The sequence below is a fragment of the Streptomyces sp. NPDC014889 genome (assembly GCF_043081205.1).
GTDB lineage: Bacteria > Actinomycetota > Actinomycetes > Streptomycetales > Streptomycetaceae > Streptomyces.
In genome coordinates, this window is sequence record NZ_JBIBWH010000005.1 from 173,320 (window position 1) to 189,907 (window position 16,588).

Sequence of the window (16,588 nt, forward strand, 5' to 3'; positions counted from 1 at the left end):
ACATCTGAGGAAGGTTCACGGACGATGCCGGACGAAAGCAAGCTCGTCGATTACCTGAAGTGGGTCACGGCGGATCTCCACCAGACCCGCAGGCGCCTCCAGGAAGCCGAGTCGGGCCGCCACGAGCCCGTGGCGATCGTCGGCATGGCGTGCCGCTTCCCGGGCGGTGTGCGATCCCCCGAGGACCTCTGGGAGCTGCTCGCCGACGGCCGCGACGCCATCGGCGGCTTCCCGGCCGACCGCGGCTGGGACCTGGAGACGCTCGCCGGTGACGGAGAGGGCGGCAGCAGCACGCAGAAGGGAGGATTCCTGCACGACGTCGCCGACTTCGACCCGGGCTTCTTCGACATCTCGCCCCGCGAGGCGCTGGCCATGGACCCGCAGCAGCGGCTGCTCCTGGAGACCGCCTGGGAGGCCGTCGAGCGTGCCGGGATCGCCCCCGGCAGCCTGCGCGGCAGCCGCACCGGCGTGTTCGTCGGCACCAACTCGCAGGACTACGCCCACCTCGTCCTCGCCTCCGACGACGACATGGGCGGCTACGCGGGCAACGGCCTGGCCGCCAGCGTGATGTCCGGCCGGCTGTCCTTCGCGCTCGGCCTCGAAGGACCCGCCGTCACCCTCGACACCGCGTGCTCCTCGGCCCTGGTCGCCCTGCACCTGGCCGCCCAGTCCGTACGCTCCGGAGAGGCCGACCTCGCGCTGGCCGGCGGCGTCACCGTCATGACCACCTCCTCGAGCTTCGTCGGCTTCAGCCTCCAGGGCGGCCTCGCCGCGGACGGCCGCTGCAAGGCGTTCGCCGACTCCGCCGACGGCACCGGCTGGTCCGAGGGCGTCGGCATGATCCTCGTCGAGCGGCTCTCCGAGGCCCGGCGCAAGGGCCACCCGGTGCTCGCCGTGCTGCGCGGCTCCGCCGTGAACCAGGACGGCGCCTCCAACGGCCTCAGCGCCCCCAACGGGCCCGCCCAGCAGCGCGTCATCCGCGACGCGCTGGCCTCCGCCGGGCTCTCGCCCGCCGACGTCGACGCCGTCGAGGCGCACGGCACCGGCACCACCCTCGGCGACCCCATCGAGGCACAGGCCCTGCTCGCCACCTACGGCCAGGACCGCGACGCGAGCCGCCCGCTGCGCCTCGGCACGGTGAAGTCCAACATCGGCCACACCCAGGCCGCCGCGGGCGCCGCGGGCGTCATCAAGATGGTCCTGGCGCTGCGCCACGGGCTGCTGCCCCGCACCCTGCACGTCGACGCGCCCTCCACGCACGTCGACTGGGACGCCGGCCACGTCAGCCTGCTCACCGAGGCCACCCCCTGGCCCGAGGGCGAGCAGACGCGCCGGGCCGGGGTGTCGTCGTTCGGCATCAGCGGCACCAACGCCCACGTCATCCTCGAAGAGGCCCCCGCGGCCGAGGAGGACACCGACGCCGAGCCGCGGCCCGCGCCGGTCGTCCCGCGCGCCGTGCCCTGGCCCGTGTCGGCCCGTACCGCCGCCGCCCTCGACGCCCAGCTGGAACGGGTACGTCCGCTCGCCGCGTCCGGCGCCGACCCCGTCGCCGTGGGCCACGCGCTGGCCGCCACCCGCACCCCCTTCGAACACCGGGCGCTGCTCGTCGCCGCGGACGGCGGCCTCACCGAGGCCGCCCGCGGCACCGTCCCCTCCGGCGACCGCCCCGGCCTCGCCGTCCTTTTCTCCGGGCAGGGCGCCCAGCGCCTCGGCATGGGCCGTGAACTCCACGCCCGCTTTCCGGTGTTCGCGGCCGCCCTGGACGAGACCCTCGCCCTCCTCGACGGGCGCCTCGGCCACTCGCTGCGCGACGTCATCTGGGGCGAGGACCCGGCGGCCCTCGACGACACCGGCCACACCCAGCCCGCCCTGTTCGCCGTCGAGGTCGCCCTCCACCGCCTGTTCGCCTCCTGGGGGCTGCGCCCCGACCACCTCGCCGGGCACTCCGTCGGAGAGATCGCCGCCGTGCACGTGGCCGGCGCACTGTCCCTGGAGGACGCCTGCACGCTGGTCGCCGCCCGCGCCGGCCTCATGCGGGACCTGCCGGCCGGCGGGGCCATGGCCGCCCTGAGCGCCACCGAGGCCGAGGTGCGGCCGCTCCTTGACGAGCGGGTCTCGCTCGCCGCGGTCAACGGCCCCGAGTCCGTGGTGGTCTCCGGCGACGAGGACGCCGTCCTCGCCGTCGCCGAGCACTTCCGTGAGCAGGGCCGGCGCACCACGCGGCTCTCCGTGAGCCACGCCTTCCACTCGCCGCTCGTCGACCCGATGCTCGACGCGTTCCGGGACGTCGTCGCCGAGCTCACCTTCGGCGAGCCGTCGCTGCCCGTCGTCTCCACCCTCACCGGCGACGTCGTCACCGCGGAGGAACTGGCCACGCCGCACTACTGGGTGTGCCACGCCCGGCAGGCCGTCCGCTTCGCCGACGCCGTGCGCACCCTCGTCGACGAGGGTGCGCGGACCTTCCTCGAACTCGGCCCGGGCGGCGTGCTGTCCGCGCTCGTCGCCGAGAACACCCAGGAGGCCGGGGTCACCGCCGTGCCCGCGCTGCGCAAGGACCAGCCGGAGGAGGCCTCCGCCCTCGCCGCGCTCGGCACCCTGTGGACCCGCGGCGCCAGGACCGACTGGGACGCCGTGTTCGAGGGCGCCCTCCCCGGGCGCCCGGACCCCGTGGACCTGCCGACGTACGCCTTCCAGCGCAGCCGGTACTGGCCGAACGTGCAGGCCCGTTCCGGCGACCCCGCAGGGCTCGGCCTCGGCGCCGCCGCGCACCCGCTGCTCGGCGCCACCGTCGCCCTCGCCGACGCCGACGAGTCCGTCCTCACCGGACGCCTCTCACCGCTGACCCACCCCTGGCTCGCCGAGCACCGCGTCGACGGCCGGATCACCGTACCCGGCACAGCCTTCGTGGAGATCGCGGTCCGCGCGGGCGACGACAACGGCACCCCGCGCCTGGACCGGCTCGACCTGCTCGCCCCGCTGACCCTCGGCGACCGCGACGAGGTCCTGCTCCAGGTGCGCGTCGGCCCCGCGGACGCCTCCGGGCACCGGAGGCTCTCCGTGCACGCCCGCCCGGCGTCCGCGGACGACGCCCCCTGGACCACGTACGCCCGTGGCGTCCTCGCCCCCGACGACGGCGCCGAGTACGCCGAGGACACAGCCACGGACCTCGTGGAGTGGCCGCCCGCCGACGCCCGCCAGGTCCCGGTCGAGGAGCTCCCGTCCGACGGGCGCGCCCTCGGACCGCTGTTCAGCGGCCCGACCGGCGTATGGCGGCACGAGGGCGAGGTGTTCGCCGAGGCCGAGCTGCCCGCGGGACCCGACAGCGGCTTCGGACTGCACCCCGCGCTGCTGTCCACCGCCCTGCGCGCCGCCGCCGCCCTCGACGGCGCCGCGGTCCCCGAGCCGGCCGGCTTCGACGGGCTCACGCTGCACGCCACCGGCGCCACCGCGCTGCGCGTACGGCTGAGCACCACCGGACCCGACACCGTCGCCCTCACCGCCGCCGACCCCGCGGGCAACCTCGTTCTGACCGCCGACACCGTGCGCCTGGGTACCCCTGACGGCACCGCCGGGACCCCGGCCGCCACCGGCCGGGGCGACCTGTTCGCGCTGAAGTGGGCGCCCGTCAAGGCCTCCGGCCGCGCCACCGGCACCCGCTGGGCCGTCGTCGGCTCCGACGAACTCGACCTCGGCTACGCCATGCACCGCGCCGACGAGACCGTCACTGCCTACGCGGAGTCCCTGGGCGGCGCCATCGGCGACAGCGGTGTCGCACCCGACGTGTTCCTGATCCCGCTGGCGGGGGGCCTCCCGGGGGACAAGGACGCCGGAGCGGACGGCGTGCACGCCCTCACCGCCCGGGTCCTCGGCCATCTCCAGGAGTGGCTGTCCGAGCCCCGGCTCGCGGGCACCCGACTCGTCTTCGTCACCCGTCGCGCCGTCGCCCTCGACGACGAGGACGTCCTCGACCCGGCCGCCGCGGCCGTCTGGGGCCTGGTCCGCTCCGCGCAGACCGAGAACCCCGGCAGCCTGCTGCTCATCGACCTCGACGACACGTTCCTGTCCGCCGGCGTGCTGCCCGACATCCTGACGCTCGACGAGCAGCAGCTCGCGGTCCGCGACTACCAGGTGCGTGCCGCCCGGCTCGCCCGGCTGCCGCGCACGGCCGACGGCGCCCCCGCCGCCCACGGCTGGAACCCCGACGGCACCGTCCTGATCACCGGCGGCACCGGCGGTCTCGGCGCCGCGCTCGCCCGCCACCTGGTCACCACCCGGGGCGCCCGGCACCTGCTGCTGGCCGGCCGTCGCGGCCCGCAGGCGCCCGGCGCGGCCGAACTGGTCGCCGAACTTACCGGCCTGGGAGCCCAGGTGACCGTCTCCGCCTGCGACGTCGGCGACCGCGACGCCGTCGACGCGCTCGTCGCGTCGGTGCCGGCCGCGCACCCGCTGACCGCCGTCGTGCACACCGCGGGCGTCCTGGACGACGCCCTGATCGGCTCGCTCACCCCGGAACAACTGGCCGGTGTGCTGCGCCCCAAGGCCGACGCGGCCCTGCACCTGCACGAGGCCACCCTCGGCCAGGACCTCGCCGCCTTCGTGCTGTACTCCTCGATCTCCGGCGTCATCGGCGGCCCCGGCCAGGGCAACTACGCCGCCGCCAACGCCTCCCTCGACGCCCTCGCCCACCGGCGCCGGGCGGCCGGTCTGCCCGGCGTGTCCCTCGCCTGGGGCCCCTGGGGCCGCGGCAGCGGCATGACCAGCCAGGTCAGCGACACCGACCTGGGACGGATGGACCGCGGCGGAACCCCGCCGATGAGCGTCGAGGACGGCCTCGCCCTGTTCGACGCCGCGCTCGCCCGCCCCGAGCCGGTGCTCGTGCCCACCCGGATCAACGTCGCCGGACTCCAGGTCCAGCAGACGCTGCCCGCCCTCTGGCGCGACCTGGTGCCGCGCCCCCGGCGCGCCGCCGCCGCGGACCGCTCGCCCAAGACCGTGCTCGACGGGCTGCGCACGCTCGACACCGCCGGCCGGGAGAAGCTGCTCACCGAACTGGTCGTCGGCTTCACCGCGGGCCTGCTCGGCCACGCCGACCCCGCCGCCGTCGACCCCGAACGCGGCTTCCTGGAGCTGGGCTTCGACTCGCTGGTCTCGGTCAGCCTGCGCAACCAGCTCGGCGAACTCCTCGGACTGCGCCTGCCGACGTCGGTGGTCTTCGACAGCAAGACACCGGTGAAGCTGGCCCGCCACCTCAACGAGGAACTGGGCGACCTGTCCGCTCCCGGCAAGGCGTCCGGCACCGCCGTCGCCGGCACCACCGTGCACCCCGACGACACCCTGGTCGGCCTGTTCCACAACGCGGTGCGCGGCGGCAAGCTCGTCGAGGCGATGCGGATGCTGAAGGCCGTCGCCAACACCCGGCCCACCTTCGAGACGCCCGCCGACCTGGAGGAGCTGTCCGAGGCCGTCACCCTGGCCACCGGCCCGGGCTCCCCGCGGCTGATCTTCGTCAGCGCGCCCGGCGCCACCGGCGGTGTCCACCAGTACGCCCGCATCGCCGCCCACTTCCGCGGCAGCCGCCATGTGTCGGCGCTGCCGCTGATGGGCTTCGCCCCCGGCGAGCTGCTCCCCGCCACCAGTGACGCGGCGGCCCGGATCGTCGCCGAGAGCGTCCTGATGGCGAGCGACGGCGAACCGTTCGTGATGGTCGGCCACTCCACCGGTGGTTCCCTCGCCTACCTCGCGGCCGGAGTCCTGGAGGACACGTGGGGCGTCAAGCCGGAGGCGGTCGTCCTGCTCGACACGGCGTCCATCCGGTACGACCCCTCGGAAGGAAACAACCTCGACCAGACCACCCGCTTCTACCTGGCCGACATCGACTCGCCGTCCGTGACGCTCAACAGCGCCCGGATGTCCGCGATGGCGCACTGGTTCATGCTGATGACGGACATCGACGCGCCCGCGACCACCGCCCCCACCCTGCTCCTGCGCGCCACGCAGGCCAACAACGGCTTCATGCTCGACACCTCCGCGGTGCCCGCCGACGCCGTACGCGACATCGAGGCCGACCACCTGTCCCTGGCCATGGAGCACTCGGCGCTGACCGCCGAGGCCATCGAGAACTGGCTCGCCGAACTTCCGGACGGCGACGCCTGAGCCGGGTCCGGCCGGTCCCGGCCGGTTCCCTCCCGTCCTCCCACCGCGTCCGGGGCGCCGCCCTCTTGCACGGCGTCGCCCCGGACGCGACAGCGGCCCCGCAGCCCGGGACCGGCGCACACCACCACCGCCCCAAGGAGTAGCAGTCCCATGCTCAACCCCACCCCGCCGCCCTCCCTCGACGACGGCGCGCCCTCGGTGCTCCGCCTCAGCCCGCTGCTGCGCGAGCTCCAGCTGCGCGCTCCCGTCACCAAGATCACCACCCCGGCCGGCGACGAGGGCTGGCTGGTGACCCGGCACGCCGAGCTGAAGCAACTGCTGCACGACGAGCGCCTGGCCCGCGCGCACACCGACCCGGCCAACGCGCCCCGCTACGTCAAGAACCCCTTGATGGACCTGCTCATCATGGACGACGTCGAGGCGGCCCGCGCCGCGCACGCCGAGCTGCGCACCCTGCTCACCCCGCAGTTCTCGGCCCGCCGGGTGCTCAACATGATGCCCATGGTGGAGGGGATCGCGGAGCAGATCCTGAACGGCCTCGCCGCCCAGGAGCGCCCCGCCGACCTGCGGGGCAACTTCTCGCTGCCGTACTCGCTGACCGTGCTGTGCGCCCTGATCGGCATCCCGATGCAGGAGCAGGGCCAACTGCTGGCGGTGCTTGGCGAGATGGCCACGCTGAACGACGCGGAGAGCGTCGCCAGGAGCCAGGCGAAGCTGTTCGGGCTGCTGGTCGAGCTGGCCGGCCGCAAGCGGGCCGAGCCCGGCGACGACGTGATCTCCCGGCTGTGTCAGACGGTCCCCGAGGACGAGCGCATCGGCCCCATCGCCGCCAGCCTGCTCTTCGCCGGCCTCGACAGCGTCGCCACCCATGTCGACCTGGGCGTCGTGCTGTTCACGCAGTACCCCGACCAGCTGCGGGAGGCACTCGCCGACGAGAAGCTGATGAAGAGCGGCGTCGAGGAGATCCTGCGGGCCGCGAAGGCCGGCGGCTCCGGTGCCGCGCTGCCGCGCTACGCCACCGACGACATCACCATCGGCGACGTCACCATGCGCACCGGCGACCTGGTGCTGCTCGACTTCACGCTGGTCAACTTCGACGAGGCCGTCTTCGACGAGCCGGAGGTCTTCGACATCCGCCGCGCGCCCAACGAGCACCTGACGTTCGGGCACGGCATGTGGCACTGCATCGGGGCCCCGCTGGCCCGGATGATGCTGAAGACGGCCTACACCCAGCTCTTCACCCGGCTGCCCGGCCTGAGGCTGGCCCGCCCCGTGGAGGAGCTCCAGGTGACGTCGGGCCAGCTCAACGGCGGCCTCACCGAACTCCCCGTCACCTGGTGACACCCGCCCCCCGACATCAGCGGCGGCCCCCACTGCCTGACGAGTGGGGGCCGCCGCTCTTTCCGCTCTTCCGTACGAAAGACCGTACGAAGGGCCGTACGGGTGGAGGTCCTAGTCCTCCACCACCGTGATCGCCATCGACGGGCAGACCACCGCGGCCTCGCGGACCGCGTCCAGGGTGGCCGGGTCCGACGGCTGGCCGAGGACGGTCACCAGGCCGTCGTCGTCCTGGTCGAACACGTCCGACACGGTCAGCACGCACTGTCCGGCACCGACGCAGCGATCGATGTCCACGTTGACGCGCACCATCATTCCTCCAGGGTCGTTCCACCGGGCCGGCCGCCGCGGCGGCCGGCCCGTCGCTCAGCTCCAGGTGACGGGCAGCTCGTGCAGACCGAACAGCACGCCGTCGTACTTCAGGGGCAACTCCTCGACGGGCACGGCCAGTTCGAGGGTCGGGATGCGCTCGAACAGGGTCCGGTAGGCGATCTCCATCTCCATCCGCACCAGGTTCTGCCCGAGACACTGGTGGACGCCGTACCCGAACGCCACGTGGGAGCGCGCGGAACGCTCCGGGTTGAACTCCTCGGGCTTGTCGAAGACGGAACCGTCGTGGTTGGCCGCCGCGATCAGCGGCACGATGCCCTCACCGGCCTTGATCAACTGGCCGCCGATCTCCACGTCCTCCACCGCCACCCGGAAGGACACCAGGTCGGCGACCGAGTAGTAGCGCAGCATCTCCTCCACGATGCGGTCGTCGCCGATCCACTGCGGGTTGGTCAGCAACTGGACGACGCCCAGGCCGATGTTGTTCGCCGTGGTCTCGTGTCCCGCGATGAGCAGCAGCATCGACACCCCGGACAGCTCCTGCCGGGACATGGTGCCGGCCTGGATCAGCCGGCTGATCAGGTCCTCGCCGGGGCGGCGGCCCTTGATCTGGATGAGCCGGTTCAGATAGCGCAGCAGCGCCTTGGAGGCCGCGTCGCGCTCCTCGTCGGTGGAGGAGAGGGTCACCAGGACCCTCGTCTTCGCCTCGAAGAAGTCCCGGTCCGCCTTGGGCACCCCGAGCAGGTCGGAGATGACCAGGGACGGCACGGACAGCGCGAAGTCCGCGATCAGGTCGGCCGAGTCGCCGGCGGCGAGCAGCGCGTCGATCCGCTCGTCCACGATCTGCTGGATCGCCGGACGCAGCTCCCGCACCTTGCGCACGGTGAACTCCGGGATCAGCGTCTTGCGGAACCGGTCGTGCTCCGGGGGATCCAGCGCCACGAACCAGCCCGGGATCTCCGACTGCGAGGGGGCGCCGCCGGTGCGCCTGGCCCTCGGGAAGCCGGGGCGGGAGGGGTCCGCGCTGATCCGGGGATCCGTCAGCACGGCCCGCACGTCCTCGTGCCGCGTCACCAGCCACACCGGGCCGCTGGCGGGCAGTTCGGAGCGGACCAGGCCCTCGCCGGCCCGGTAGTCGGCGTACTCCGGCGGCGGGAACGGGCGTCCCGGCCGCCGCAGCGGGAAGGCGACCGGGCAGCCCGGCGCGTACGTCGTCGTCTCGGCGTCGGCGGTCATCGCTTGACTCCGTAGAAGTCGCGGATCCGGTCGGTGATGAACTCCTGGTCCTGCGCGGTCAGTCCGGTGTGCGTCGGCAGGTAGAACCCGTCCTCGCTGAACCGGGAGGCGTTCAGCGACGGCCAGTCGGCGTCGAAGTAGCCCGGCTGACGGCTCATCGGCTTGAAGAACACCCGGGTCTCGATGCCCTGGTCGGCCAGGTACGCGCACAGCTCCTCGCGCCGCTCGGCCCTCAGGTCGTACATCCACAGCACGTCGCGGGCGGGCATCAGCGTGATGCCGGGCACGTCCCGCAGCGCGTCGTCGTAACGCTTCTCGATGTCGCGGCGGGCCGCGAGGATCGTGTCGAGCTGCTCGGTCTGCGCGAGCGCCACCGCGGCCTGCATGTTCGTCATGCGGTAGTTGTAGGCCAGCTTCTTGTGCAGGAAGCTGTGGTCCCTGGTGAACGCCATCGCCCGCAAGTGGGCCATCTGCTCGGCCAGATGGGCGTCCCGGGTCAGGCACACCCCGCCCTCGCCCGCCGTGATGATCTTGTTGGCGAACAGCGAGAAGCAGGCGATGTCGCCCACCGGCCGCACCCCGTGCGCCTCGGCCGAGTCCTCGACCACCCGCAGGTTGTATTCGTACGCCAGGTTCATGATGGCGTCCATGTCGCACTGCCGGCCGTAGATGTGCACCGGCATGATCACCTTGGTGCGCGAGGTGATCTTCTCCTCGACGCGGGAGACGTCGATGTTCAGGTCGTCGCCGCAGTCCACGAACACCGGGGTGGCCCCCGTGTAGGTGACCGCCCACGCGGAGGCGATCATCGTGAACTCCGGGACGATCACCTCGTCGCCGGGGCCGACGCCCAGCGCCCGCAGCGCCAGCGTCAGCGCGGTGGTGCCCGAGGAGCAGGCGACCCCGTGCGGCATGTCGTTGTAGGCGGCGAACGCCTCCTCGAACCGCCGGACGTAGGGACCCTGCGACGAGATCCAGCCGCCGCCGACGGCCTCCGTCACATACTCGAGCTCGCGGCCCTTCAGCCACGGCATGGAGACCGGATACGTATAGGACATCCTTGACTTCCTCGGTCAGTCGTTCGCCAGGAGGGGGAGGCCGAGCAGCAGGTCCGCGGCGGCGGTACGACCGCCCGCGGCCTTCAGCAGCCCGGCGTAGTGCTCGGCGCGCTCGGTGAAGGACGGCTCGTTCAGGACGCGGGTGACCTTGTCGAGGACGTCGTCCGTGTCCACGGTCTCGGGGCGGTCGACGGTCAGGCTCACGCCGAAGTCCTGGCCGCGCACGGCCTGGTCGTCGCAGTCCACCCACAACGGCCGTACCACCAGCGGCTTTCCGAAGTACAGGCCCTCGTGGTAGCCGTTGCCGCCGGCGTGCGTGAAGAACAGCTTGACGTTCGGGTGCGCCAGCACGTCGAGCTGCGAGGGCACCCAGTTCTCGATCCGCAGGTTCGCCGGCAGCTCCTCGGCCGGCGGCAGCAGGTGCTGCTGCTCGCTCGGCAGCTTCCACAGCACCTGGTGGCCCTCGCCCTCAAGCCGGCGGGCCACCTCCACCAGCGAGGCGACCTGCTCACGGGTGAGCCGGGTGATGGTGCCGAAGCCCATGTAGACCACGGACTTCTGCTCGTTCAGCCAGTCCGAGAGACCGTCGTCGTCCGGCGCCTGCGGCAGCGGCGGCACCAGCGTGCCCACCAGCCGCACCTTCTCGTGCATCGGGAACGGGTAGTCCAGTTCGGCCACCGAGTAGCACAGCACCTGCTCGGCGTGGTCGACGCGCGCCATCATCTGCCGCGCCTCGGGGGAGATGCCCAGCTCGCCGCGGATGCGGTTGTCCTCCTCGACGACCTCCCGCATCTCCTTCGTCATGAACATCCCGAGCGTGCGCACCCGGAACAGCTCGTTCTCCACCCGCTGCGCGATCGTCATCCTGCCCGGCAGGCCCGAGTGCGGCACCGGGAACCCGGACGGCGTGTACGACTTGGCGAACGGCACGTGCGAGGTCAGCACGTTGCTCGGCAGGAACGGCACCCCGAGCACGAACGGGATCTTCTTGGTGATCGCCAGCTCGTACCCGAACTGGCACATGCTCTCGATCACCATCAGGGCGGGCTGGACCTCCTCGACGACCTTCTCCAGGGCCCGGTACTTCTCCACCCGGGTCTCGGGCGCGAAGGAGTGCCGGATCACCGCGCGGTGCGCCTTGAAGCGGGAACGCTGCGTCACCTCGGCGTAGGTCTCGTCGTCCCAGGTGACCGCCGACATCTGCGACACGGTGTCGCCGAGCGAGGCGAACCGCAGCTCACTGTCCACCGAGGACGACTCGATCTGGTCCCGCGCCTTCTCGTCCGTGGCGAACCACAGATCCTCCACACCACGCCGGGACAATTCCTCGGCCAGTACGAGGAGCGGATTGAGAAGACCGCTTTCGGCATAACTGACGAACAGGATCGGCCGCCTGTGCGCGCCCATGGACAACACCCTCCGGAAAGTGGCGGACCACGCGGGCCCGCACGCCTCGCGTCCACCCACCGAATGTCGCCGGATGACCGCTTTCGCAGACGCCGCCGCCTGTCGCGCACGCCGTCACAGGACACCGCCGACCCCGCCGCGCGGAGCGCTGTGCCGCGCGGGAGAAGCGTGCCGCTGACTTCGTCTCACGCCAGGGTCCGGAGAATCCCTAGTCTTCGCCCCGGAGCGGGGTGTTTTCGCGCCGTCCGGGCGCGGCCGGGCTCCGAACGGAGAGATTCCTTAGGGAAAAGTACAGCCTTTGCGCCCCTACGATCCGGCAGGCAGAGGTGTCCACCGGACCGACTTTTTCCGCAGGGGTGAGCGAGGCATGACGATCGGAGCCGACGAGGACCCGGTAGTGGTCGTCGGAATGGCCTGCCGCTTCCCGGGAGGCGTCGAGGGACCCGAGGACCTGTGGGAGCTGGTCCGCGACGGCCGCGACGCCACCGGGCCGTTCCCCGGCGACCGCGGCTGGGACCTGGCCGCCCTGACCGGCGACGGGCCCGGCCGCAGCGTGACCCACCGGGGCGGATTCCTCGCCGCGGCCGCCGACTTCGACGCCGGCTTCTTCGGGATGTCGCCCCGCGAGGCCGTCTCCACCGACCCGCAGCAGCGGCTCGTCCTGGAGACCTCCTGGGAGGCCCTGGAACACGCCGGCATCGACCCGCACACCCTGTACGGCACCCGCACCGGCGTCTTCGTCGGCACGGGCGGCCAGGACTACGCGGCCGTCACCAACGCCTCCTCCGAGGACCTCACCGGACACGCCCTGACCGGACTGTCGCCGAGCATCGCCTCCGGACGGCTCGCCCACTTCCTCGGTCTCGAAGGACCCGCCGTCACCCTCGACACGGCGTCCTCCTCGTCCCTGGTCGCCCTCCACTACGCGCTGCGCTCGCTGCGGTCGGGGGAGTGCGCCACCGCCCTGGCCGGCGGCGTCACCGTGATGTCCACGCCGGTCGGGTTCGTCGCCTACACCCGGCAGGGCGGTCTCGCCGCCGACGGCCGCTGCAAGGTCTTCTCCGACGACGCCGACGGCACCACCTGGGCGGAGGGCGCCGGCATCGTCGTACTGGAGCGCCTGTCCGCCGCCCGCGCCGCCGGGCACCGGGTGCTCGCCGTGCTGCGCGGCTCCGCCGTCAACCAGGACGGCGCCTCCGACGGGCTCACCGCCCCCAGCGGGCCGGCCCAGGAACGTGTCGTCCGCGAGGCCCTCGCCGACGCCGGGCTCTCTCCCGCCGACGTCGACCTCGTCGAGGCCCACGGCACCGGCACCCGGCTCGGCGACCCCGTCGAGGCCAGGGCCCTGATCGCCACCTACGGCCAGGACCGCGACGGCGGCCGGCCGCTGCGCCTCGGCTCCCTGAAGTCGAACCTCGGGCACGCGCAGGCCGCCGCCGGGATCGGCGGACTCATCAAGGCCGTCCAGGCGATGCGCCACGGCCTGATGCCGCGCACTCTGAACGTCTCCGCCCCCACCCGGCACGTCGACTGGTCGGCCGGCGCCGTCGAACTCCTCACCGAGGCCCAGCCCTGGCCCGCCACCGACCGCCCGCGCCGGGCCGCGGTGTCCTCCTTCGGCATCAGCGGCACCAACGCCCACGTCATCGTGGAGGAGGCCCCGGCCGCCGACCCTGCGGCCGACGGCTCGGCCGAGTCCACCACCCGACGCACCGCCGTCGTCGGCGAGTCGACCGCCCGACGCGCGGCCTCCGCCGTCGAGCCCGCGGCCGTCGCCGCCGGGTCCGCCGAGCGGCCCGCTGCACCAGCGGCGGAGCCCGTCGACGCTCCCGCCGCCGCTGTTGCCGCCGGATCCGCCGACCGCGCTGTCGCCGCCGCTTCTGCCGACGGCGTCCCCGCCGCCGAGTCAGCCGCCCAACTCCCCGCCCCAGCCGCCGTCGTGCCCGCTGCCCGGCGTGCCGTCGTCGGCGAGTCCGTGGAGCGGCCCGCTGCCTCCGCCGCCCGGCCCGCCGCTCGCCCCGCCGAGTCGGCGGTCGTGCCCGCCGCCCGGCGTGCCGTCGTCGGCGAGCCCGTGGAGCGGCCCGCTGCTCCCGCCGCCGGGCCCGCCGCTCGCCCCGCCGAGTCGGCGGTCGTGCCCGCCGCCCTGCGTGCCGTCGTCGGCGAGCCCGCCGAGCGGCCCGCCGAGTCCGCGGCCGAGCCTGCCGTCACCGTTGCCGCCCGATCCGCTGCCTCCGCCGCCGCCCCTGCGGCCGAGGCTGCCTCCACCACCGCCGGGCCCGGCGTGCGGCCCGCCGCCGCCAGGCCCGCGGCCGACGCCGTGGTGTGGCCGGTGTCCGGGGCCTGTCCGCAGGCGCTCGACGCGCAGATCGAGCGGCTCACCTCCTTCGTCCGCGCCCGCCCCGGGCTCGATCCGCTGGACGTCGGGCACTCGCTGGCCACGGGCCGGGCCGCGCTGCGGCACCGTGCGGTGCTGACGCCGTCCGGTGACGGTGTCGTGGTGCGTGCCCGTGGTGAGGCCGCCCCCCGTACGACCGCCGTCCTGTTCTCGGGCCAGGGCTCCCAGCGGCTCGGCATGGGGCGTGAACTCGCCACCCGTTTCCCGGTGTTCGCCGAGGCGCTGGAGACCGTGCTGGCCGCACTCGACCCGGAGCTGGAGCGTCCGGTGCGGTCCGTGATGTGGGGCGAGGACCCCGCCGAGCTCGACCGCACCGGATGGACCCAGCCCGCGCTGTTCGCCTTCGAGGTCGCCCTCCACCGGCTCGCCGAGTCCTTCGGGCTGCGCCCCGGCGCGGTCGGCGGCCACTCCGTCGGCGAGATCGCCGCCGCGCGCGTCGCCGGGGTGCTCTCGCTGGAGGACGCCGCCCGCCTGGTCGCCGCCCGCGCCACCCTGATGCAGGCGCTGCCCGCCGGCGGCGCCATGGCCGCCGTCGAGGCGTCCGAGGACGAGGTCCTGCCCCTGCTCGGCGGTGACGTCTCGCTCGCGGCCGTCAACGGCCCCACCGCGGTCGTCGTCTCCGGCGCCGAGGACGCCGTGGAGCGGGTCGCCGCCCGGTTCGCCGCCCGGGGCCGCCGCACCAGCCGCCTCCCGGTCTCGCACGCCTTCCACTCGCCGCTCATGGAGCCGATGCTCGACGCCTTCCGGGACGTCGTCGCCGGGCTCACCTTCCACGAGCCGACGCTGCCGGTCGTGTCCAACCTCACCGGTGAACCGGCAGGCGCCGAGATCGCCACCCCCGACTACTGGGTGCGGCACGTGCGCGGCACCGTCCGCTTCGCCGACGGCGTGACGGCCCTGCGCGAGCACGGCACCGACCTGCTGGTCGAACTGGGCCCCGGCAGCGTCCTCACCGCCCTCGCCCGCACCGTCCTCGGCCCGGACACCATGGTCGAGGCCGTACCCACCCTCCGCAAGGACCAGCCGGAGGAGACGTCCCTCACCGCCGCGCTCGGCCGGCTCCACGTCCTCGGCGTGCCCGTCGACTGGTCCGCCCTCTACACCGGCACCGGAGCCCGCCGCACCGACCTGCCGACGTACGCCTTCCAGCGCGCCCGGCACTGGCCCGCCCCGGCCCGGCCCGGCGCCACCGCCCCCGCGGGCGGCGGCCACCCGCTGCTCGGCCCGGCCGTCGAACTCGCCGACGGCGGCACGGTGTCGGCTGCCGCGCTCGCCGTCGCCACCCACCCCTGGCTCGCCGACCACGCCGTGGCCGGACGCCTCCTGCTGCCCGCCGCCGTGCTCGTCGAACTCGCCGTCCGCGCGGGCGACGACACCGGATGCGACGTGCTGCACGAACTCGCCCTGGTCGAGGCGCCCGTCCTGCACGACGGCGCCACCCTGAACCTCCAGGTCCGGGTCGGCCCCGCCGACGAGACCGGCCGGCGCACCGTCACTGTCCACTCCCGCCCCGGCAGCGCCGCCGCCGAGCCCTGGACCCTGCGGGCCGGCGGCTTCCTCGGCACCGAGCCCGGCACCGCCGCCGCCCCCGACACCTCCTTCGCGGCCGCCTGGCCTCCGCCCGGCGCCGAACCCCTCGACCTCGACGACCACTACGAGCGCCTCGCCGACGACGGCCTCGACCTCGGCCCCGCCTTCCACGGCCTGCGCGCCGCCTGGCGCCACGACGACGCGGTCCTCGCCGAGGTGGAACTCCCCTCCGGCACCACCGACGGCCCCGGCGCCTACGGCATCCACCCCGCGCTCCTCGACGCCGCCCGGCACGCCGCCCTCACCACGACCGGCACCCTCCCCGTCGCCTGGCACGGGGTCCGGCTGCACGCCGTCGGCGCCACCGCCCTGCGGGTGCGGATCAGTACCGCCGACGACGGCACCCTGGCCCTGACCGCCGCCGACGTCACCGGCGCCCCGGTGCTCACCGCGGACGCCGTCGTCGTACGGCAGCTCACCGAGCAGGAGCGCACCGCCCCCCGGCCGCCCACGCGCACCCGGGTCCAGGACACCGCCGCGCCGCGCCGCACCCGGCCCGTCGCCGCCGCGCCCGGCGCCGCCCCCGCCGAACCGGCCCCCGCGCCCGACACCTTCGCGGCCGAACTGGCGGCCCTGGCCCCGGCCGAGCGCGAACGCCGGCTCACCGGCCTGGTGCGCACCCAGGCGGCGGCGGTCCTCGGGCACCCCGGCCCGGACGCGGTCGGACCCCGCGCCGTCTTCAAGGAACTCGGCTTCGACTCGCTGGCCGGCGTGGAACTCGGCGACCGCCTCACCGCGCTGACCGGGCTGCGGCTGTCGGCCACCCTCGTCTTCAACTTCCCCACCCCCGAACTCGCCGCCCGGCGCATCGGGGAACTCCTCGTCGCATCCGCCTCCCCGCCGCAGGGATCGTGCGACGACGAACTCACCAGGTTCGAGGCCATCGTGCGCACCCTGCCGGACGACGACCCCGAACGCCGGGCCGTCGTCGACCGCCTGGACGCACTCGTCGCCTCGCTCCGCCGGAACTCCGCCCCGCGGGAGCACTTCTCCGACGAGGACATCGATTCGGTGCCGGTCGACCGGCTGCTCGACATCATCGATGAAGAGTTCGAAACCACATAGCGGATCTCAGCTTTCG

6 protein-coding genes and 1 pseudogene are annotated in these 16,588 nt (G+C 74.0%); 3 read left to right on the forward strand and 4 right to left on the reverse strand.

Annotated features, from left to right (window positions below; translation table 11 throughout):
- The first annotated feature begins 54 nt into the window (after positions 1-54).
- Together ACF09J_RS11645 and ACF09J_RS11650 are read left to right on the forward strand one after the other, a co-directional pair.
- Positions 55-6,153, forward strand: coding sequence for a type I polyketide synthase (locus ACF09J_RS11645; protein WP_392305414.1), 6,099 nt, complete (start codon positions 55-57; stop codon positions 6,151-6,153).
- A gap of 150 nt (positions 6,154-6,303) precedes the next feature.
- Entirely contained in the window at positions 6,304-7,494 is a 1,191-nt protein-coding gene (locus tag ACF09J_RS11650) for a cytochrome P450 (RefSeq protein WP_392305211.1), read from the forward strand.
- 111 nt (positions 7,495-7,605) lie between these two features.
- Here ACF09J_RS11650 and ACF09J_RS11655 read toward each other — a convergent pair whose 3' ends face one another.
- From ACF09J_RS11655 to ACF09J_RS11670, 4 genes are read right to left on the reverse strand one after another with little or no spacing between them, the layout of a single operon-like run.
- Positions 7,606-7,806 carry a ferredoxin gene (locus tag ACF09J_RS11655; RefSeq protein WP_376551975.1) on the reverse strand — a complete coding sequence of 67 codons (201 nt, stop codon included), beginning with the start codon at positions 7,804-7,806 and terminating at the stop codon, positions 7,606-7,608.
- A gap of 51 nt (positions 7,807-7,857) precedes the next feature.
- Positions 7,858-9,057, reverse strand: a complete 1,200-nt coding sequence (locus ACF09J_RS11660; RefSeq protein ID WP_392305212.1) for a cytochrome P450 — start codon at positions 9,055-9,057, stop codon at positions 7,858-7,860.
- On the reverse strand, positions 9,054-10,115 hold the full coding sequence (locus tag ACF09J_RS11665; protein ID WP_392305213.1) for a DegT/DnrJ/EryC1/StrS family aminotransferase: 1,062 nt from the start codon (positions 10,113-10,115) through the stop codon (positions 9,054-9,056). The genes ACF09J_RS11660 and ACF09J_RS11665 overlap by 4 nt, the downstream gene beginning before the upstream one ends.
- Positions 10,116-10,130: 15 nt before the next feature.
- A complete protein-coding gene (locus tag ACF09J_RS11670; protein WP_392305214.1) occupies positions 10,131-11,522 on the reverse strand; it encodes a glycosyltransferase in 1,392 nt (463 codons plus the stop codon).
- Between the two features lie 382 nt (positions 11,523-11,904).
- Here ACF09J_RS11670 and ACF09J_RS11675 point away from each other — a divergent pair.
- A pseudogene (locus ACF09J_RS11675) lies at positions 11,905-16,572 on the forward strand (type I polyketide synthase); the annotation flags it as partial.
- Positions 16,573-16,588: the final 16 nt, after the last annotated feature.